This is a genomic window from Paenibacillus phyllosphaerae (genome assembly GCF_014192105.1).
GTDB classification, from domain to species: domain Bacteria; phylum Bacillota; class Bacilli; order Paenibacillales; family Paenibacillaceae; genus Paenibacillus_Z; species Paenibacillus_Z phyllosphaerae.
In genome coordinates, this window is sequence record NZ_JACHXK010000041.1 from 1 (window position 1) to 19,418 (window position 19,418).

Genomic DNA, 19,418 nt, shown 5'->3' on the forward strand with positions numbered 1-19,418 from the left:
AATGGCCTCCATTTTCAACTCTAAATTAAACTTGGACAAAAAAACTGCACCTCCAATTGTTAGACACTGTCTAACAATTGGGGTGCAGTTCAGAAAGATCGGCTGCCGTCATTGCATGGAAAAAAAATCGGCTACAGTTATAGCTATGTAAAGAGACGAACTTTGAGGGAAAGAACGAACTTATAAACTGCAGATTTGAGAAAGTCGTATATAATGTATGACATTATATACTGTCGGTTGACAAGAACATATATCCTTAAAAGTCGCATACTTGCGGCTTTTTTTATTTTAACGATATATGTTCTTGTCAAAAGCGAAAGACAAGAACATATATCGTTTGCCGATTGGTGACAAGAATCTGTATCGTTTTACGTAATTGAAGATGATTCTCATTTAAATGGATTAAATCACGAGTACCAGATTCACTGAATTAAGAGTCGGGCAGTTCAGACAATGATAGTTCAACTGCAACGACAATGAACTAGCAAGTCGCGACGATCAGCTACAGTTGAAGCTAACAGGAAGCTTAGTGTAGTGCTTCAAAAATGACAAGAACAAATATCGTTTGCCGATTGGTGACAAGAATCTGTATCGTTTTACGTAATTGAAGATGATTCTCATTTAAATGGATTAAATCACGAGTACCAGATTCACTGAATTAAGAGTCGGGCAGTTCAGACAATGGCAGTTTAACTGAAACGACAATAAACTAGCAAGTCGCGACGATCAGCTACAGTTGAAGCTAACAGGAAGCTTAGTGTAGTGCTTTAAAAATGACAAGAACATATATCGTTTGCCGATTGGTGACAAGAATCTGTATCGTTTTACGTAATTGAAGATGATTCTCATTTAAATGGATTAAATCACGAGTACCAGATTCACTGAATTAAGAGTCGGGCAGTTCAGACAATGACAGTTCAACTGCAACGACAATGAACTAGCAAGTCGCGACGATCAGCTACAGTTGAAGCTAACAGGAAGTTTAGTGTAGTGCTTTAAAAATGACAAGAACATATATCGTTTGCCGATTGGTGACAAGAATCTGTATCGTTTTACGTAATTGAAGATGATTCTCATTTAAATGGATTAAATCACGAGTACCAGATTCACTGAATTAAGAGTCGGGCAGTTCAGACAATGTCAGTTCAACTGCAACGACAATGAACTAACAGGTGCGGCAACCAGCCAAAGTTAAAGCTACCCCGAAAATTACTCTTAGCACACACCCAAAAATGGCAGCACGAAACTAAGCCCAGCTTTTATGTTTTTTAAAACCTGTGCTTAACGAGATGAATGAGATATCGGATCCTTAAGAGGCCTCGGAGGAAGAGAGCTCGACTTGAAAACCAAGATTCTCGAGCCTTCGTACAGCTTGTCTTACAATCATTTCTTGCTGTCGCTGTTCAAAGTAATTGCCGCCTAAATCTTTGTAGTCCTCTTTCCGTGACAGAATGTAATAAACAATAGCCATGATGGAGTGGGCGACAGCCACAGCCGCTCGGTGTCGGCCTTTACGGGCGGCGATGCGCCGGTACTATGCTCCCAAGTAGTTGTCGGATCTGCATACGGAGTGGGCGACTTCGATCAGTGCCGCTCGGAGATATTTGTTGCCTTTGCGTGTTTTCGAGGACTTTCGTTTTCCGGCACTTTCATTTTGCCCTGGTACTAATCCTGCCCACGAACAGAGATGAGCGGCGGATGGGAAGCGCGAACCGACGTCGGTTCCAACCTTCAGCAAGGATCTGTTCTGCGGTACGCCTTCCGATCCCTGGTATGGTATCTAGCCGCTCAAGGTCTTGCTGAAAAGGGTCGAGCCGTTTGTCTACCTCCAGATCCAGCTCAAGAAGCTGTTCATTTAGAAAATCGACATGCGTGAGCATCGTCTTCAGCATGATCCGTTGATGGGGGTTCTTGTTACCCTTTAAGGCCAATTCCAGCTCTTCTTTCTTTCTCTTAAGCGACCGACGCGCTAGGGCAGCCAGCTTTTCTGGATCTTCTTCTCCTGGATCATGGCGCTCATCATATCGAGGCTGCTTACCCCCAATAATGTCGGAGACAACTGCAGCGATCTTAATATTAGCGCCTTGCCCTGCTATCCTTTATAGTTCGTAGCCAGTCCGCTAATATGATCCGCGACAATCCTGCCTTGTCTGTTGGCGGGTCCAGCAAGTGGGACAGCGGTTTTACGCCCACTCACGAAGTCCATAACTTCAATTACGTCACCAACCGCATAAATGCTGTCATAGTTGGTTTGCAGCGTCATTGACAAGAATATGACCCTTTGGTCCAAGTTCGATGCCAGAGTCTCGGATAAATTCCGTCGATGGAGCTACGCCAATCGCTAGTATCACCAATTCCGCTTTGTGGGAAGCACCGCTCTTGAGCGCCACTTGAATAGTGGTATCCTCTTGTACGTGAAAGGCCGTGACCGAATCGCTCAGCAGCAGCCGAACACCTTGGGCCTGCATTTCACGCTCGGCGATTTTAACCATGTCGCTGTCAAATGGAGCGAGCATATACGGAGCTGCCTCGACAAGTGTTACGCGTAGTCCGAGTTCAGCTAACACCCCGGCCATTTCTACACCGATAAAACCACCTCCGACGACAGTAACCTCACGACCGTCTCCAAGCCCATCCACAATCTTTTTCAGCGCTAATTGGTGCCTTAATCGCGGCTTGGTTTTACACGCGAAGAAAGGGATATGACTTTTGGCGGATTGCAGATCTATGCGCACCAGTTCTTATAACTGGACAAATGATTGGCAGATGGGGAAATTTCATGAATCAGGGAGCACATGGCGGTCCGGTCTCTGAATGTCGGATGACAAATACATACGTACAATCGACTCCCCTAAATATGTGGAGTTTAATATTTATGTACCCAAGTTCTTGTCATTAGTCGATGACAAGAACTTGGGTACATTGCCGGGCTGTGACAAGAACGTGGGGGCATCGCTAAGGCATTGGATAGCTTTCGGGCATGACATAATACAGTCCTGTACGATCATGTCCATACCATCATGGGCCTGTTTCGGATTAATGAGCATTTCACCGGCCGAATGGGACAATTGTAATTTGCCATCCAAGCGATAATCTTTGCAGATGGGGTCGTGCGTTATATACAGCCAAGTAAGAAGATTCCTATACAATTCACGTTTAGCTATCCGTTAAATTAATAAAGCTGCCGATGTGGTCAATAGCTAATTAAAAAAACTATAAAGTTCATCTAGTTAGGCGGTCTTGATTGACCACAGACTAAGAAATACGCCCGCGGCCCGCTCTTACCAAATAGTCGACTACTTTCCTGGCGCCGCCTTATACATTCTCCAACGTAATCTATTGTCATGCATACATAGCCTAGTAGAGACAAGAACATGAATAATTTCCGCGGTTACAAAAAGGTGAAGCAAAAGGCAGTCAACAAAAAGGTCGCAGGTCCAAAAGTGAACTGCGTCCTTTTTCTAATACCTACAAATCGGATTAAAACTATACTGATTCATTTAATCTTCTTTGCTTCCTGAGTTAGCACAAATTCGTTTACGCTGGGGTATTTTGAGACGTTCACATATTGGACACATATTTGCATTATACAACAAAGGGAAAAACTACCTTTTTGTTGAAAGTGTAATATATGGTGAAATTTAGTAATCTTTTTGAAAGGAGGGTTGTTGTTTATTTATTTAATATGCCAGAGAAATATGCTGATCCCAACTAAAATAATATGGAAGGAAGTATCTGCTAATGTTGAAAAAAAACCGAAAACTAATCGCAAGTTTTGCTTTTTCAGTTATTCTTTTGTGCCCAAGTGTAAATCAAGTATCTGCAGCTACAGATAATGATCTTAGCAAGTTGAAAGTTAACTATGCAACAAGTCTCGGTCATAACGGTAAAACCGAAAATCAGTTGATTAAAGAAGCTATTGATTCAGGTTTGTCAAATAAAGAGGCTATTTATTTTGCAAAACTAGATATACTAGCTAATACTATAGAAAAAAATAACATTATAATAGATCTGAATGACAGACTACCAGATGATTATTTTTTAAGTCATCCTGATGAAGTTCGTGAGCGTGCTCTAAACTTAGATAAACAAGCAATTGCAAGTTTATTTGATACGAAAACTCCATCAACAGAAGGTTTTGATAAATTAGTCAAGCAAGAACTAAAAGACCTTCATGGTAATGGTAAAGTCACAGTAAAATACCCAGATGGAAGTTCATTTACAGCAAATGTTTCAACAGTGAAAACTGGAGAGGTAGATGAATCGTATAAAACTAACGATGCGACACAAATTGAAGGTCCTTGGAATCAAAGTGAGACTATTACGGTGGGGAATCCTGTATCATCTTCTGGTCAATATACAACAACAACAGAATGGACATTTACAGGTAATACTTACTGGGCTAAAGTAAACGATACCTATTATTATCAAGTTCTAAATAATGGTTATACTAACTCTGAATATTGGTCTACTAAATACGTCAATGATACCGGTGCCTCTTCAGGGGGGTCTGGTGGATTTGTTACAGCACAAGTTGAAAACTTATCAAATCATGTTTATGAAACTGGAAAAAATACTACATCTGGAAATGAATTTATACAAGGCTATACAGATGTACGATTCTTGTTGTCAGCCTCTGTCTCAGCAAGTGTTAGTTTTAAATGGGCAGGAATTGGCTTAAGTGTTGCTCCAGGAACTTGGTGGCACCAATATGCAATTACAGAGGTAGACTACGATGGTACACCTTGGCATTATGCAGGAACCTTTAAGTGATTATCGCAAAAAGAGGGTATTAACCCTCTTTTTACCTTTATTAAGGAGAAATGAATGTTTACCTTTAGATATAAGATAATAACAACTTTAGCTACTATATGGATTTCATTTTTTTTATTCAGTAGGGAATACAGTGATACTCATTATTTTTCATCCGTTTATAATTCAGAATTATTAGAAATGATGAATATTAATAAAGAATCATTCGAAATTGAAAAGATTAAAAAGGTTAAGATTGGCATACTTGACACAGGAATTAATGCTCATCATCCTAATCTTAACATTGTAAATCTCTCAAATTACAGTGAACAAACAAACGGTCATGGGACAAGTGTGAGTGCTGTTATTGGTGCTAACCCATCATCTGTTAATAGTTTCAGTGGACTAATCCCTAACATGCCATTATATACTTACAATATAGATCCTAGTCATTTATTATCTACAGAGTTGATAAATGGAATTGAAAAGCTAGTTCAATCTGGAGTTAAAGTTATTAATATTACATTAACATCTCATATATACAATGCGGATTTGTATAAATGTATTAATAATTCGATTAAACAAGGTGTAACATTTGTGGTGTCCGCGGGAAATACTTCAAAAGAAGAGTTTCTTTACCCAGCGTCTTTTGACATCAAAGGATTGCTATCAGTCGGATCATTGGATAATCAATTTAATATTTCTAATTTTTCTACAGTTAATGAAAGGATAAAATTTTATGTGCCTGGTGAAAATGTTAGGTCGGTTGGTCCAGAATTGAATACTATAAGGGAGTTTTCAGGTACATCGGTGGCTGCGCCAATTCTTACATCATTAGTTGCTGCAATTATTTCAAAACATCCTACTTATAATCCAAGTGATATTGAAGACTATCTAAATGACATGTCATATAGCTATTACGCATTGTGGAAAGGCTCATATAGAACAATAAAAATAATTAGGTGAAACTTTCACTATACCGACGATTTTCTCTATGTTTGAGAGCGGTTATGACAACGAAATACCATAGGAGGGACATAATGAAAACTTTGAATACATTTATACTCTTATTTATTATTACGGTGGCTATAACCTCTTGCGCTAAAAATGAGGAAGCAAATATAACACAGGAAGCATCAAATGCAGGTCAAAGAAGCGATATACTAGAGAAAATCCATGAAATTGATGCACATTCTGTAAAAGATGTTGTTACTTCAAAGAACTTAAATGAATTGATTGAGAAATCATTTGAAAAATACTATGGTCTTAAAGCGGAAAATTACAAGATAGAGAAAAATGAAGAAATTGATAATGGAATCTTTACATTATTTACACTAGTATATAATGATAAGGATTATGTAGGATATCTTTATTCAACGCATAATAGTAATAGTAATAAGTACAATACAGTATATTTAGATATTTATCCGGAAGATACGACGAGTCCTTTTTCTATTGTTCAATCTGCGGGGGAATTTGATGAATTACACCGTAAATACCAAATGGTTCTTGGTTTCATAAACGACAAAAATATTAAAAGAATTGTAGTAAGATACTCAGATGATACAACAAATATTCTAGATCTAAGCAACGAGAATAAATCATTTATGGATGTTACATTAGGAGAAATAAAGAAAGCTAACCTAGTAACTGCTTATAATGAAAATAATGAGAAGGTTTTTGAATATATTTTTTAATTGATTGAGCATATTTCATAGATTCTCGAATGAAAATATAGACTGATCAGCGTTACCGTATCGTATCGGTAACGCTGATATTTTTATTTCGGACGAACCTGTAATGTTAGGCGTAACTGAAAATTATTCTCAACTCCTAAATCAACGTAGCTGTTGGATAAGAGAGTAAACAGACTCTATTACCCTACGACTGAAGCATGCACTGCCTATACTATAAAGAGAGGGAATACAAGCTGGAGGACTGATCGGTGGATAGCCGATTTCTGGTATCAAGAGCGCCTTAATATAGAATCGGAGATCGTAAAACTCACCCTTGGTGAGCTTCATCAACCGCAATTTTAGCTTCCACTCGTGAAAGCCGGTACGACCGACAGTTACGAGGAGTTAAGGCGAGACAAGGGCGAAGAATGGGGTTTCCATTACGGCGATCACCGACCACGACGGCGACACGGGGAAAATAACGCTCGTATCCACCGCGCCATCAAACATGACATTTCTAAACTCCGAGGGCAGCTTACCACAAAGAGAGACTGCCTTCATTGCGCTTAAGCTCAGGATAATTTAGTTTATAATAGGGGATTTTTAGTTTCTGTATTCGAGGAAAGACACGCTGAAAATTATATGCTCTGATTCGGATGGTGGCTTGTACAAGGAACCTGTTGTGATTAGAATAGATTACAATATATGGTCGGGGACAGAATTGGGGGAGTAGAATGAAAAAAGAAAAAAGTAATAGATGGGGGATGACCCGGTTCAGCCCGCCACAAGTAATATCAATCGGTTTTTTGATCCCCATCCTTGTAGGAGCGCTACTCTTGATGCTTCCCATTTCCAAACATCCCGGAGTAAAAATAACATTCCTTGATGCCTTGTTTGAAGCAACTTCTGCAGTTTGTGTCACTGGTTTAGTAGTGACCGATACAGCAACAACCTTTACTGTTTTCGGTGAGTGCGTGTTAATGATTCTCATTCAAGTGGGTGGCTTAGGTTTTATGACTCTTGGTATCCTAGTAGCCATGTTACTCGGTAAAAAAATTGGACTTCCAGCGGAATAGGTAAAATCATTATTATGGTTCTTATGTTCATTGGACGGTTGGGACCGATAACAATAGCGCTGGCATTAACTAAAGAACTACAAAAGAACAAAATAAGGTATCCAGAAGAAAAAATTCTTATCGGTTGAGTTAAAACTAATATGTTGGACTAACTAGGAACAATAGATCCACAAGGCACAACAGCAGTCGACCAGAAAATCGGCTGCTGTTTGTGTGTCGTTGAAGTATCCACGCTCTTATGCAGTGCAAGATAAGGTTTGGGTGCATGACCCGGACGGAAATGCATGGGAAATCTTTTTCACCAAAGAGGATTCGGAATTTGAAAGTGCCGGAGAACCACGTGATGCATCGCTCTGCTGCGTTCCTGCATCTGGTCCGGTAACCATTGAATTTGGCTTTGGCTCCTTCAAAAAAGAAAGCTGTTGTTAAGCCAAACAATCCTGTAGAGCTTAAGAAATGAGCTTTGTAAAAAAGGGAGCGCCTCGGTATGATGGGTTTGTCGACAACACATCAGAGGAGGCGCTCTTACTATGAAGTTTACGCAAACAGACGCACAAAATCAACGGATTGAACAAATTACCACCTCGCATCTCATCGTAGGGATCGACATGGCGAAAGAAACGCACGTCGCACAGGCTACGAATTTCCGTGGAATTGTGGTTTCGAAACGCCATCTCTCATTTCCCAATAGTATCGAAGGATTTGAAAAACTGAGCCGCTGGATGAGTGAATTGCAGCTTAAACATCGATTGAAAAGGCTCATTATTGGCATGGAACCAACCGGGCATTACTGGTTCAACCTGGCCAACTGGTTATCAGATAAAGGCGTACACGTGGTCATGGTCAACCCAGCCACAACGAAACGGAATAAAGAAAATCGGGATAATAGCCCGTCAAAGAATGACCCTAAAGATGCACTTACCATAGCAGATTCCGTCAGCCGAGGCTTCTACTACGAGTACACACGTCAGTCACTTGTATTCCAGCGTTTGCGGACCATGATGAGTGACCGAGAATTTTGGGTGGCGAATAGCGTACGGCTCCAGAATCGAATCGTACGCTGGCTGGACATCCGTTTTCCGGAGTATCCGTCTGTATTCAAAGACTGGACTTGTAAGCGTTCATTGGCGACTCTCAAGACCTTCCCTTGCCCACAGGATCTTGAAGGGTTTACAGTATCGGATGTCATTAGCGCTTGGCGAGTCCATATGCAGCGTGCCGGAGGCACTACGGGGACCGAGAAGGCCGCGCAGCTGATCGCACAAGCTAAACGAAGTGTTGGCGAACAAGCTGCTGTTGAGGAAGCGAAAGCAGATTTAAAGCGGCTCATAGAGGAGTTTGAGCGCGTAACCACGATGCTTGAACAGATCGAAAAAGACATCGAAGCACTACTTTCAGAGATTCCGACGGCGCAGCAACTTCGCACCATAAAACGACTCGGGAAGATCTTCACCGCGGCTATATTAGCTGGTACAGGGGATTTAAGGCAGTATGCACACGGACGTCAGGTATTACGGAAGGCTGGTCTCAACTTAGCCCAAAGTACGTCCGGAAAGCGAAAAGGTCAAATCGTTCTTTCGAAACGAGGAGACTCCGCCTTACGAAAATATCTCTATCTCGCAACGGTTCAGCTCGTTTGGAATAATCCCGTTTTCCGCCATCTGCATGAACACAATCTGCAAGAAAAGAAGCTGAAAAAGCAGCAGTCTATCTTTAAGTTAATTGGGAAACTAGCACGGATCCTAGTTGGTATTGTTCAACGAGGAGAGAAGTTTGCGCCTGAGAAGACCATTTTGAACTGGACAGAAGCAGCTTAAAGACTAAGAAGTATCACGTATATTGACTCATTCGCGGGATTTCACAAAGAAAGCACGAGGACCGAGTTCGTTCTCCATAAGGGCTAAGACCCATCCGCTAAACGCTATCGGTCTCCACACCTTGGACAGGTATAACGAAGGATTGTAAGGGCAATGACCCGTTGAGTCATGGGAGGGTGAACCCCAAGGGATTAGTGGAGCATGTGTGCAGTAGAAAGTATCTGGGGAATTTTTCCTAACCGTTCCTCTATTTCCACATGCCCAGCCCACCACCTCAACCGGTATCATGTGCACCTTATCCTAAGATTCATCTAGTCCTAGGTGATGAAATCCTGCGAATAAGTGAGTATATGTGAGATTAACCCTTAAAACCGAGGGACGGGAGACGTTAGTTTAATGACAACAGCGGCGGTCTAAGACTTTATTTTTCAAGTCCAGGTCCGCCGCTGCTTCTTTAATGGATCAGTCTAAAACTTATTCTTAAAAAGCCGACGATTCTTCAAATCAAAAACACTGGTAATTCAACGATTCCAGTCTAATACTTTATTTTCATCTGACAGTCGCATCCGAATTCGGACTCATGATTTTTCAAAATCCTTCCGGCCACGACATGCGGAGCATGCTGAAGCAGGGGCCTGAACGCGAGATTACGATTGGTTCGCGGGGATATTGAAGAGGCGGTATCGCTTGGTTGCGGCGAAATTCCAGATCCAACAAGAAGACTCGAATTTCCGTGCAAGCATTAAACAACGCGGCCAGAATTGTGTTCTATAATTGTGCAGCATCTACACCTGAGTGCTGCCGGAGTTATCCCTGAGGTGGACCGGATATGGGGACTCCCGTTAGATGTAAGATGTTACGGGTTCCAAATGAAGCGTTTTCAGCATATAATAGGCATAACATGATGCAATAACTTACGGTGGTGAAGGGGGAGTCTGTCAAATACAGGCTCTTTCTGTCTTTTGAGGAGGATAGATATGGCGCAAGAACGACAACCTTATAAATTATATATGAGCTGCTCTTGGTATTTCGACAGCGCCTACAACGACCTGCACACTCTACTCGAGCAAGCGGACAACTTCTCTTATCAGATCGAAGGTGTTGCACTACAGCTAGCCCGAAGTACCGTATACCAGGGTAGACAGCGGTATGAGCTGATTCGAGAACAGATGAAAGAGTGCGATGCCATGCTGCTGCTAGCGGGGGTGTACCCAAGCTTCTTTGATTGGATCAGCAAGGAGATCGTGGCATGCAAAAATGAATACCAGCTGCCGATCATTGCAGTCATGCGCGACGATCATCGTATCCTTTCACCTGTTGTACGGCAAGCTGCGGATCAAATTATAGATTGGAATGCAACAAGGATTATTACTGCTATCCAGCAGCTCACAGCTTCAACTTGATCATGTTATCAGGCGGACTAGCTTCGTCCGCCACTTGGGACGTGGAGGACTAATATCAAGGTATAGAATTAAAGGAGGACGCGCGAGGACGCGTCCTATTTGTGTTATTGCAGCTGCGGTGGAATCGTTTCGCTCTGGGGCTGCAGCACCTCCGTAAACAAGCTTGGGGAGGCAGTTGAAGTGCTGGGAGAAGCCGTTTGCGGGAGATAGGCTTTCAATAAGGCTTCTATTTCACCTGAAGTGACAGGCCTTGCATGAGGGAACAACTCCAACCCTAGTTCGCCATTTACTTCAATCGTTGCGATCTTGACGTCCTGCACGTTGGCAACACTTTTCATACGAAGTCTTTTCTCCAGATCATCTACAGATATGCGTAGCCGCCTTAAAGAATCTGTCAAAACTTGTCCTTCCACAACAACAGGGATAGCGACACCTTTAAGAAATTTTTCAACAGTATTCGATCTTAACGTCAGCCATTCGACGGCAATTAGCACGGCGATGAAAACAGCGGCGGCTGCAATGGATTTTCCGATACCTTTGCCGCTTACCTCCGAACCGACGATCGATCCAATGGTGAGTAAAATCCCAATTTGGGGCATCGTCATTTGCGAGATTGATTTCCGTCCAGCAATGCGCAGCAGGACGATACTAGTCAATGCAAACAATAACGACTGCCCGATATGTCCCAGCATATCTGTTCCTCCTCCGTATTTGATGTCCTCCCTGCATTTCTTCCCTGTGATCGATTGGAATATAACGAATAAATCTAAGAGTTTTTTATTCATGCTTTAATGGCATCGATTGGCCGGCAGCTGTATTGCTCGAGACACTTCGGGGGGAGGCGATCTGAATGAAGCAAGTGAACCATGGCTCCGTCGTATTGAAGAGATCTGAAGACATCATCAGATGCTGCTGATTGTTGATGATATTCAGATGGACTGTGGGCGGAACGGCAGCAGAAACCAGGAGCTCTTGGCACAGGGCTATTTAGTTGTTCAGATAATAAGCAGGCATATAATAAAGCAACGTCGTTCCGAGGCAATGTATAGCGTCTTGGAACGACGCTGTTCCTTTTAGGTATATACATAATTTTTCCATTCCGGCTCAAGATAAGTAGTAAGCCCGTGGTTACTTGTATACATATAGAAAGATGAGGTTGATACAATGGATGACTTTATGAAGCTCGATTTTTGGGAAATGATTGTTCGAACAACCCTTTCATTCCTTATCCTTCTGGCATTAGCTCGTATCTTGGGAAAGAAACAGCTCAGCCAATTGACCTTTTTTAACTACGTCACCGGCATAACGATCGGTTCAATTGCTGCGGATATCGCCGGTGAAAGCGAAACGCCTTTCTTGAACGGGCTTACGAGCTTAATCTGGTGGTCGCTGCTTACAATCGCCGTCGGTTACATCGGTTTGAAGTCCAGCAAGGCCAGAATATTAGTCGACGGCCAGCCAACTATCGTGATCAAGGAAGGACGTATCTTGAAGAATGCGCTGCGCGCGACCAGACTGAATCTCGACGATTTAAGCATGATGCTTCGTGAGAAAGGCGTTTTTAGCATGCTAGACGTCCATTATGCGATATTAGAGCCGAACGGTGAGCTCAGTATTTTGAAGAAGGAATACAAGCAGCCCGTTACAAAAGGCGATTTGAGCATCCCGACCCCAACATTCTCATTCCTCCCCTCCGAAGTCATCTCGGACGGAAAAATCGTCAAGAAAAATTTGGACGAGCTGAACATTACTGAGACTTGGGTGATGGAACAATTGAACAATCATGGCATCGCGAGCATCGAGGACGTTTTTTATGCGGAGCTGCAACAGGATGGAACGCTATTTGTAAATAAGGAGCCGATTTAGTCCGACTTGAAGGCAGACAAGCGCTCCACGAAAGAGAGGTTTACGAATGCATGAGACAAGCAGCACGATGAGTGGCTTAATCATTGTTGTCGGCATTTCCTTTATCATTCCCATTGTGCTGTACAAGCTCCGACTTCGAGTATTGCCCGTGGTGGTAGCGGAAATCATCGCAGGGCTGATCATAGGAAAGAGTGGATTGCAGCTCATCAGCGGGAATAATTGGCTGGAATTACTCTCACTGCTTGGATTTATTTATCTCATGTTTCTTAGCGGTTTGGAGATCGATTTCTCACTGGCCAAGTCAAAACCAAACCAGGGTTCGAATCAGATCAACCCGCTTGTATCTGCCATTATTATCTTCTGTTGTATCTTCCTAGTTTCGAGCGGATTATCGCTTCTGTTGCAATATTATGGCTATGTCGATCAGGTGTTTCTGACGACGCTAATGATCAGTACGGTATCTCTTGGCGTCGTAGTTCCTGTGCTAAAGGAGCGCGGAATGCTCTCTACGAATTTAGGCCAGACGCTGCTGCTCGTCACCGTGCTAGCTGATTTTTTCACGATGATTCTACTCGCCGTTTATGTAAGCGCTTTGTCTCACAAAATGACGGATATGCTGATGCTGGTTGTTTTTTTCGTCATTCTGGGGCTGGCGTTTATATTTATACGAGGACAGGCGTCGGGAAAACTGTACCAGGTGCTCAGCAAAAGCTCGATACAGTTTAGCACCAGGGCCATCTTCGCCTTGCTGCTTGGCGTGGTATCTTTATCCGAGAAGCTGGGTGTAGAGAACATATTAGGCGCTTTCATGGTGGGCATCATTGTGTCGATGCTTAAGCCGCAGAGAACATTCGTTCATCAGCTGGAATCCTTCGGATACGGTTTTCTCATTCCCATCTTTTTTATTATGGTCGGAGTTAATTTGGAGATTCGGCCGTTGCTGACGGATCCAAAAACGCTGACCCTTATTCCGCTTTTGTTGGTTCTCATGTTTATAGCAAAGTTCATTCCAATGCTGTATCTAAAGCGATGGTTCTCCTTCCGTGAGGTGTTAAGTTCGGCATTCCTCTTATCCTCCAAGCTTAGTCTGGTCATTGCGGCAGCCACACTGGCCCTGGAGTTGAACATCATCAATAAGCAGCTGCATGGCGCATTTATCTTAGTTGCGATCGTGAGCTGTTTATTATTTCCTGTATTGTTCAACAAGCTGGCCCCCCGACAGCAGGTTCGGAAGCAAGTGATTGCCATGATTGGGCTCAATCATATTACGATTCCTGTCAGCAAGGAACTGATGAAGGACAATCGATGTGAGATCCATCTGTATACGGCAAACTGGAATATTCGGAACCAAGTCGAAGAAGGAGATAGGATGCAGCTCGGTAAGCAAGTCTGCCTAGTTCCGGAACTTACGGTTGAGACGTTGCTGGACGCGCGAGCATTCGAGGCTGATATCATCATTGCAGCATCTGCGGAGGATCATCTCAATGCGAAGATTGGAACTTATGCGAAGCAATTGTCAATGGCTAGAGTGATTGTACGTATCGAAGAGCCGGAGCTTCATCAACGAATGAGGGATGAAGGGCTTGAGGTATTCTCGACACTTTATGCGGCGCGCCGTGTTCTTCTGGCTTTGATCGAGCATCCGGGCGCACTTCGATTTATTTCTGAGGATGAGCCTTTGGGAGAGATCCTAGTGGATAGGGCCAAGTATGTCGGTGTGCCCCTCATGGGACTTCCAATTCCGCCTCATGTGCTGGTGCTTCGTATCTATCGTGGGCACACGGTCATCATACCGAATGGACGTACCGCCATTCAGTTTGGAGATCGATTGTTATTAAGCGGAAGTCCGGAGAACATTGAAAAATTTCGGCAAATATTAAGAGGATTATGAGGGAGGAATCATACGTGAATGGAGGAGCCTGCAGATCACAGACTCCTTTGTTTGCTTTGCGCCGTTCCAAGCTACTCCTCTTTCGGAATGAATTGATAGATTTCGCCCGATTCCAGCGAATCGATAAGCCGGTCCAACCATTTATAATATTTAAGCGCTTCACTAATCTTTGCTTCATCGATGCGGATTAGTTCTTGCAGCTGTTCATTAGTAGAGTCGTTCTCGCGTAAAGCGCGTTTTTCTTTCAAAGATTTCTTCAAGGAGGACATATTGCTCTCAACAGCTTTGCGCCATTTGATCGCAAAAAAGTCGGCAAAGTTCTGGTGCCAGTCCGGGACAACCTCGTAAAAATCCTTCCTAGAGCCTTTTCCCCAAACCTTATCGATCATCTTCAGGTCCATTAAGGTGCGTACGCCAGTGCTCATCGACGTCTTGCTCATCCCCATGGTCTCACTCATCTGATCCAAAGTGACCGGTTCATTCTGGTCCTGTTTTAGGCTGATAACTATCCCATATGCCCTATATAAGGCCAACTATAGGAATCAAAATACAGAGGACGCTTGTGACGATATGAAGCACATCCTTATTCACGCTTCCGCCTCCTAAAAAAATTAATGAAGTGGGTTCAATCGCTTCGTTTCAGATATGAGCGAAGCAACCTGCCGATTATAGCGGTCTGAAAAATGCCTCCCCCAATAAACCATCCAAAGGCATGCCACGAATTTTCAGCGATTCCTGCCAAATAGCTTTGAGTCGTCCAGAAGGTAGGGATCCATGCCCCGGCATAGGTCCAAGGCTCGGGAACGAAGAAAGCAACGATTGGACCCGCAAAGAGCAGGCCGCTTGCTTTGGTCATTGCCAGCCCTTCGACTTTATTTGAAGCAAACGACACGAGGAATAGGGCTATCATAGGGGCTTCCAGTACAAGCAAAGCGACAATATATAAACTTTCTATCTGCAAATGGGTAATCCCCGAGTAGAGAATAAAAGCGCTGCTGAGCAACAGCGTCAGTAGACAGGGCAGAAACAACCGGTATCGAAAGTAACCTACTCGGGAAAGCGGGGTTACAGCGTAATAAGCGATCATATTTTCATCTCGTTCGTCCAGCATCAACAAACCGACCATCGAACCTGGTAATAATGGAATGAAGAGGAGCAAAAAAGCGGCAAAAAAATCGGTATACTCGGTTAGAACGAACTGGTACTGCCGTTCAAACCAATCAGAGAGTAGCGGAAAGAAAAATCTGGCTATAGCGAGAAGAAGAAGAGGGCCGAATAAACTGGCCATCAGCATTGGATCCGTCATAATTTGTCGGGTATCGGTTACTAACAGCGCCCGATATTTGTTCATCGTCGTACGCCCCCCATCCCGAATTAATTGCAAAAGATCTTCTGACTGAACGATCGTCGCGCCCAAGTAAAAACGAAGTAGTTACCAAGCAAAAGAATGAGCAAGGCAAACGCGATCTCTGTATAAGAGACACTTTCAAATGCAGAACGGAGCAGCACAAGCGAGCCTGTGGTGGGGATGATGGCATAGAGATAGGGTGAAACAATCCCAAATAATCCGAGAAGCGGAATGACGAACGGTAAGGCATACAACTGAGAGAGCAAAATAAATCCGTTGATCGATTGCGTATTTGCAACGACTCCGATTGATAGTAGAGTGATCATGCTGGAGGTAAGCGCCACGCCTGTTGAGAAAAGAAGAGGATTGTCCGATAGACCTATGGCAACGCCATGAATAGCCCAAGCTGAAGCCAACGAGAGCAGTGAAATGGAAATGGCTTTAGCCAGCAAATACTCCTGCAGACGAAGCGGGGTAGCAAATAGACTGGCGTGAATCCCTTGATCTTTTTCCAGCAAAACGATTCCGCCGGCCAATATTAATCCCACTGCGCTTGGATCGGAGAAAGTCAGTAACATCGTAACGGTTTCCTTGTGCCCTTTTGGTATGAAGTAAAGCAGTACCCAGTAGAGCACGCAAACGAGTACATAAACCGTATAGAATCCGTGTCGAAACTGAAAGCGCACGTCGAACTGTACCGCAGCCCACAGTCTCTTCATAAGAGCGATCTCCCCGTAACCCGGATAAATATCTCCTCCAATGTCGCCTCGCTGGAGTGAATCGTTTCAATCGGATAGCGGCGAAGGATATGTTGAAAATGTTCGTTCGACCCGATACCAGTCAGATCAAACTCCTTCGCACGCAAGCGATCTCCATCCCGATATTCCACCCTTACCTGTTTTGTGCCGAGTCGAAGCTTCAATTCTCTTGGCGAATCAATGAGCTTGATTTGTCCGTCTACGATGAAGGCCACACGGTCACATAGCTCTTCGGCCGCCTGCATGTTATGGGTCGTGATGATAACCGTAGTCCCAGTTGCTCGTATCTTCAAAATCATTTCTTTAATGATCTGTGCATTTACCGGATCAAGCCCGGAGGTTGGCTCATCGAGAAAGAGGATCTCGGGAGAGTGGAGAATGGAACGGCAAAAATTAAGCCGCATTTTCATCCCCTTGGATAGCTGCGATACTTTTAAATTTCGAGCCTCTTCGAGTCCAACGTCTGAAAGCAACTCTATGGGATTAATAGTGTCAACCTTATAAAGGGAGCGGAACAAGCGGAGATTCTCAAGAACAGTAAATTTGTTATAGAAGTTTGGAAACTCAAAGGCGACTCCAATACGTTCGTAGTAATCGGTTCCTAACTGTCGAATCTCGGACCCCAATACCTTGGCCGATCCTTCGTACTGCTTGAGGGTGCCGATTAATATTTTTTGGGTCGTACTTTTACCGGCTCCAGATGGACCGAGAAGCCCGAAAATTTCTCCCGCATGAACGGAGAAGTCGAGCCCGTGCAACGTTTGTAGCTCGGCGTCTGGATACGTGTACCGAAGCCCCTTAACATGAATCATGTCCTATTCCACTCCCTTAATCGACAAATTGTTCCGTAAAAAAAAGCAAAAGGAGCCCTTGGTGACAGGCTCCTCCGGATTACGTCAGATATGGAATTAGTAGTAATTGTAATACAGCATGTGAGCAAAGTAAAGATTGAAGTGGAGGGGGGACTAGCTCGAGAACAACCATCCTTACAATGACTCACTTATGACGATGCCGGGTTTGTATAACAGCTTTTTCTCCTGTATAGGCCGGATCGCAAAACAATTCAAGCAGAATGTTTAAGCATTGAGTATGCTCCACGCCTCATCTGGAGGATTTCACTACAACCTCATCGCGCTACAGTCAGGATAAGTCAATAAATAACTGGGGATTTTATACCAGTATTCGATGAAAGACATTATGGTCAATCATATGCTCAAATTCGGAGGGCGGCTTGTTCAAAATGCAAGTTGTGATTAGAATAGGTTACAATACTTGGTCGGAACATAAGAAAACCGAAATGAAATCGAGGGATAATATTGAAAAAAGAAAAAAATAGGTGGAGGATGACACGGTTCAGCCCACCACAAGTACTATCAATCGGATTTTTGATTCTCACCTTAATTGGGGCGATACTCTTGATGCTCCCCATTTCCAAACATCCCGGAGTAAAATTAACATTCCTGGATGCTCTGTTCGAAGCGACTTCAGCAGTTTGTGTCACTGGCTTAGTGGTGACCGATACGGCAACAACCTTTACTGCTTTCGGTGAGAGCGTGTTAATGATTCTCATACAAGTAGGTGGCTTGGGATTTATGACTTTAGGTATCCTAGTAGCCATGTTACTCGGTAAGAAAATTGGACTTTCCGAAAGATTGCTTGCCCAAAATGCACTGAATCAGTTTAATTTATCCGGAATAGTCAAACTAGTGAAGATCGTTGTTATCGGGACCTTAATATTTGAAGGGATTGGAGCTTTGTTATTGGCTGTAGTTTGGGGCCAAGAGATGAGTTGGGGGAAGGCGCTATACTATGGGATCTTTCATTCCATCTCATCATTTAATAACGCGGGGTTTGACCTTATGGGGAACTATAGCAGCATGACAGCCTATGTTGGTAATCTCCCCATTAATCTCATCCTTTCATGTTTATATATTTTGGGGGGATTAGGTTTCACGGTCATCATGGATGTCGTTCAGAAAAGAAATTATCGCAAATGGTCACTTAATACTAAAACCGTCATATGGGTAACTTTAATTCTGAATGTCACGGCCTCCCTACTCATATTTTTACTTGAGTATAGCAATCCGAGTACAATAGACTCGTTTTCACTAAAGGACAAAATAATTTCTTCATACTTCCACGGAACGGTTCCGCGTACAGCAGGGTTCAACACGCTAGATCTAACTCAGTTGAACAGTGACTCAATCTTGCTGACCATGGGCTTGATGTTTATCGGTGGGGCATCTGGTTCTACAGCAGGAGGCGTTAAAGTGACAACGTTCTTCTTACTCATCCTAGTCGTATGGACATTTGTTAAACAACGGGAGGATATCACCTTCCTAAAGAGAAGAATTCCACAAGATCTTGTGTTCCGGGCGCTTGCCATTTCGTTGATGGGGATAGTGCTCGTGTTCACTGCGACATTCCTGCTCGACATTACGGAAAAGGGCATTCCGCTCATGAACTTAGCCTTTGAAGCAGTTTCAGCCTTCGGAACAGTTGGATTAAGTTTAGGGGTAACGCCAGAGCTTAGCGCAATAGGTAAAATCATTATTATGGTCCTCATGTTTATTGGTCGGTTGGGACCGATAACCATAGCACTGGCATTAACTAAAGAACTACAAAAGAACAAAATAAGGTATCCAGAAGAAAAAATTCTCATTGGCTGAAAGGAAAACAAATTTAGCATTGGACTTTTGTTGAACAATAGCTCCTCAAAACACAATAGCAGCCGACCAGAATGAACTGACCCCCAAAAGCTAGACACTATCGTTAAGCTACTCGTAAGGTATGAGTCCGGTATTGTATCGGACTCATACCTTTTAATTTTG

14 protein-coding genes and 3 pseudogenes are annotated in these 19,418 nt (G+C 43.3%); 10 read left to right on the forward strand and 7 right to left on the reverse strand.

Annotation, left to right across the window (positions count from 1 at the left end):
• Window positions 1-1,534: 1,534 nt before the first annotated feature.
• Both FHS18_RS33580 and FHS18_RS33585 read right to left on the reverse strand, forming a co-directional pair.
• Window positions 1,535-1,738 carry a transposase gene (locus FHS18_RS33580; RefSeq protein ID WP_183604742.1) on the reverse strand — a complete coding sequence of 68 codons (204 nt, stop codon included), beginning with the start codon at window positions 1,736-1,738 and terminating at the stop codon, window positions 1,535-1,537.
• Window positions 1,739-2,240: 502 nt separating this feature from the next.
• Window positions 2,241-2,735, reverse strand: coding sequence for an NAD(P)/FAD-dependent oxidoreductase (locus FHS18_RS33585; protein WP_221401567.1), 495 nt, complete (start codon window positions 2,733-2,735; stop codon window positions 2,241-2,243).
• Here FHS18_RS33585 and FHS18_RS34790 point away from each other — a divergent pair.
• The 7 genes and pseudogenes from FHS18_RS34790 to FHS18_RS33615 all read left to right on the forward strand — a co-directional run.
• A pseudogene (locus tag FHS18_RS34790) lies at window positions 2,645-2,830 on the forward strand (prolipoprotein diacylglyceryl transferase family protein); the annotation flags it as partial. The gene FHS18_RS33585 and the pseudogene FHS18_RS34790 overlap by 91 nt on opposite strands.
• Window positions 2,831-3,741: 911 nt before the next feature.
• Window positions 3,742-4,773: a hypothetical protein gene (locus FHS18_RS33590; protein ID WP_183604743.1), complete on the forward strand. Its 1,032-nt coding sequence runs from the start codon at window positions 3,742-3,744 to the stop codon at window positions 4,771-4,773.
• Between the two features lie 54 nt (window positions 4,774-4,827).
• Window positions 4,828-5,718, forward strand: a complete 891-nt coding sequence (locus FHS18_RS33595; protein WP_183604744.1) for a S8 family peptidase — start codon at window positions 4,828-4,830, stop codon at window positions 5,716-5,718.
• A gap of 74 nt (window positions 5,719-5,792) precedes the next feature.
• Window positions 5,793-6,449 (forward strand): hypothetical protein, encoded by a 657-nt coding sequence (locus tag FHS18_RS33600; RefSeq protein ID WP_183604745.1) that lies wholly within the window; start codon window positions 5,793-5,795, stop codon window positions 6,447-6,449.
• Window positions 6,450-7,192: 743 nt separating this feature from the next.
• A pseudogene (locus FHS18_RS33605) lies at window positions 7,193-7,492 on the forward strand (potassium transporter TrkG); the annotation flags it as partial.
• 542 nt (window positions 7,493-8,034) lie between these two features.
• Entirely contained in the window at window positions 8,035-9,321 is a 1,287-nt protein-coding gene (locus FHS18_RS33610) for an IS110 family RNA-guided transposase (protein WP_183604747.1), read from the forward strand.
• 977 nt (window positions 9,322-10,298) lie between these two features.
• Window positions 10,299-10,724 carry a TIR domain-containing protein gene (locus FHS18_RS33615; protein WP_183604748.1) on the forward strand — a complete coding sequence of 142 codons (426 nt, stop codon included), beginning with the start codon at window positions 10,299-10,301 and terminating at the stop codon, window positions 10,722-10,724.
• A 104-nt stretch (window positions 10,725-10,828) separates the two neighbouring features.
• Here FHS18_RS33615 and FHS18_RS33620 read toward each other — a convergent pair whose 3' ends face one another.
• Window positions 10,829-11,416, reverse strand: coding sequence for a DUF421 domain-containing protein (locus tag FHS18_RS33620; RefSeq protein WP_183604749.1), 588 nt, complete (start codon window positions 11,414-11,416; stop codon window positions 10,829-10,831).
• 472 nt (window positions 11,417-11,888) lie between these two features.
• Between FHS18_RS33620 and FHS18_RS33625 the strand changes: the two genes are divergently transcribed.
• On the forward strand, window positions 11,889-12,590 hold the full coding sequence (locus tag FHS18_RS33625) for a YetF domain-containing protein (RefSeq protein ID WP_183604750.1): 702 nt from the start codon (window positions 11,889-11,891) through the stop codon (window positions 12,588-12,590).
• Between the two features lie 46 nt (window positions 12,591-12,636).
• The gene (locus FHS18_RS33630; protein WP_183604751.1) at window positions 12,637-14,481 is read left to right on the forward strand and encodes a cation:proton antiporter family protein; all 1,845 of its coding nucleotides are present in this window, start codon (window positions 12,637-12,639) and stop codon (window positions 14,479-14,481) included.
• 71 nt (window positions 14,482-14,552) lie between these two features.
• On the opposite strand, the pseudogene FHS18_RS33635 reads toward FHS18_RS33630, so the two are convergent.
• The 4 genes and pseudogenes from FHS18_RS33635 to FHS18_RS33650 all read right to left on the reverse strand — a co-directional run.
• Window positions 14,553-14,966, reverse strand: a pseudogene (locus FHS18_RS33635) (GbsR/MarR family transcriptional regulator); the annotation flags it as partial.
• Window positions 14,967-15,106: 140 nt separating this feature from the next.
• A complete protein-coding gene (locus FHS18_RS33640) occupies window positions 15,107-15,832 on the reverse strand; it encodes a hypothetical protein (RefSeq protein ID WP_183604752.1) in 726 nt (241 codons plus the stop codon).
• Window positions 15,833-15,855: 23 nt separating this feature from the next.
• Complete coding sequence (locus tag FHS18_RS33645) at window positions 15,856-16,548, reverse strand: fluoroquinolone export ABC transporter permease subunit (RefSeq protein ID WP_183604753.1); 693 nt, start codon at window positions 16,546-16,548, stop codon at window positions 15,856-15,858.
• Window positions 16,545-17,399 (reverse strand): ABC transporter ATP-binding protein, encoded by an 855-nt coding sequence (locus tag FHS18_RS33650; RefSeq protein WP_183604754.1) that lies wholly within the window; start codon window positions 17,397-17,399, stop codon window positions 16,545-16,547. The genes FHS18_RS33645 and FHS18_RS33650 overlap by 4 nt, the downstream gene beginning before the upstream one ends.
• Before the next feature lie 498 nt (window positions 17,400-17,897).
• Between FHS18_RS33650 and FHS18_RS33655 the strand changes: the two genes are divergently transcribed.
• Window positions 17,898-19,256 carry a TrkH family potassium uptake protein gene (locus tag FHS18_RS33655; RefSeq protein WP_409348596.1) on the forward strand — a complete coding sequence of 453 codons (1,359 nt, stop codon included), beginning with the start codon at window positions 17,898-17,900 and terminating at the stop codon, window positions 19,254-19,256.
• Window positions 19,257-19,418: the final 162 nt, after the last annotated feature.

What these genes read in the sequence shown, in the direction of transcription:
- FHS18_RS33590 (WP_183604743.1), top strand. Translation starts at nt 3,742, where the DNA reads ATGTTGAAAAAAAACCGAAAACTAATCGCAAGTTTTGCTTTTTCAGTT.
- FHS18_RS33595 (WP_183604744.1), top strand. Translation starts at nt 4,828, where the DNA reads ATGTTTACCTTTAGATATAAGATAATAACAACTTTAGCTACTATATGG.
- FHS18_RS33600 (WP_183604745.1), top strand. Translation starts at nt 5,793, where the DNA reads ATGAAAACTTTGAATACATTTATACTCTTATTTATTATTACGGTGGCT.
- FHS18_RS33610 (WP_183604747.1), top strand. Translation starts at nt 8,035, where the DNA reads ATGAAGTTTACGCAAACAGACGCACAAAATCAACGGATTGAACAAATT.
- FHS18_RS33615 (WP_183604748.1), top strand. Translation starts at nt 10,299, where the DNA reads ATGGCGCAAGAACGACAACCTTATAAATTATATATGAGCTGCTCTTGG.
- FHS18_RS33620 (WP_183604749.1), bottom strand. Translation starts at nt 11,416, where the DNA reads ATGCTGGGACATATCGGGCAGTCGTTATTGTTTGCATTGACTAGTATC.
- FHS18_RS33625 (WP_183604750.1), top strand. Translation starts at nt 11,889, where the DNA reads ATGGATGACTTTATGAAGCTCGATTTTTGGGAAATGATTGTTCGAACA.
- FHS18_RS33630 (WP_183604751.1), top strand. Translation starts at nt 12,637, where the DNA reads ATGCATGAGACAAGCAGCACGATGAGTGGCTTAATCATTGTTGTCGGC.
- FHS18_RS33640 (WP_183604752.1), bottom strand. Translation starts at nt 15,832, where the DNA reads ATGAACAAATATCGGGCGCTGTTAGTAACCGATACCCGACAAATTATG.
- FHS18_RS33645 (WP_183604753.1), bottom strand. Translation starts at nt 16,548, where the DNA reads ATGAAGAGACTGTGGGCTGCGGTACAGTTCGACGTGCGCTTTCAGTTT.
- FHS18_RS33650 (WP_183604754.1), bottom strand. Translation starts at nt 17,399, where the DNA reads ATGATTCATGTTAAGGGGCTTCGGTACACGTATCCAGACGCCGAGCTA.